This window comes from Brevibacterium sp. 91QC2O2 (assembly GCF_024580695.1).
GTDB classification, from domain to species: domain Bacteria; phylum Actinomycetota; class Actinomycetes; order Actinomycetales; family Brevibacteriaceae; genus Brevibacterium; species Brevibacterium moorei.
Genome location: NZ_JANIJY010000071.1, coordinates 1 through 459, shown reverse-complemented (window position 1 = coordinate 459; position 459 = coordinate 1). Strand labels below are relative to the sequence as shown.

Annotated in this window: 1 protein-coding gene; it reads right to left on the bottom strand. The window is 66.4% G+C overall.

From position 1 onward, the window contains the following. On the bottom strand, nt 1–421 hold a 421-nt coding region (locus NQ036_RS15470; RefSeq protein WP_257060027.1), incomplete at its 3' end, for an HAD-IA family hydrolase. Nucleotides 422–459 lie beyond the last annotated feature (38 nt).

The window sequence follows — 459 nt, the reverse complement described above, 5'->3', positions numbered from 1 at the left end:
CAACCACATAATGCGCCCCGGCGGCATACAGTTTGCCTGCCGCCCGCTCGCGGCGGGTGGCGATTTCCGCTTTCGACATCGCTTGGTACTCCTCCCAGGTTGCGCCGAATTCGTTACCGGACACCGCCAGCCCGACGCTCCACATCCCGGCATGTAACCCTTCGCTGATGCCCGGCGCGGCGTCGTCGACCTTCACGCAGTGGGCCACATCGTCTATGCCCAGGGTCATCACGTTCTGCAGCGCCATCCACGGGCCCGGACGACCGCCGGCGGCAAGGTCATCGGTGGCGACCCAGTGGTCCGGGGCGTAGCCCTGGGCGGCGGCGGCCGGTACCAGCTTTTCCATCACCGGACGCGGATAGCCCGAGCAGGAGCCGATCTTCAGGCCCTTGGCGCGCAGCGCGGCGATAGTGTCGACCACGCCGGCTATTGGTGCGGAAAAATCGACAACCTTAGCGA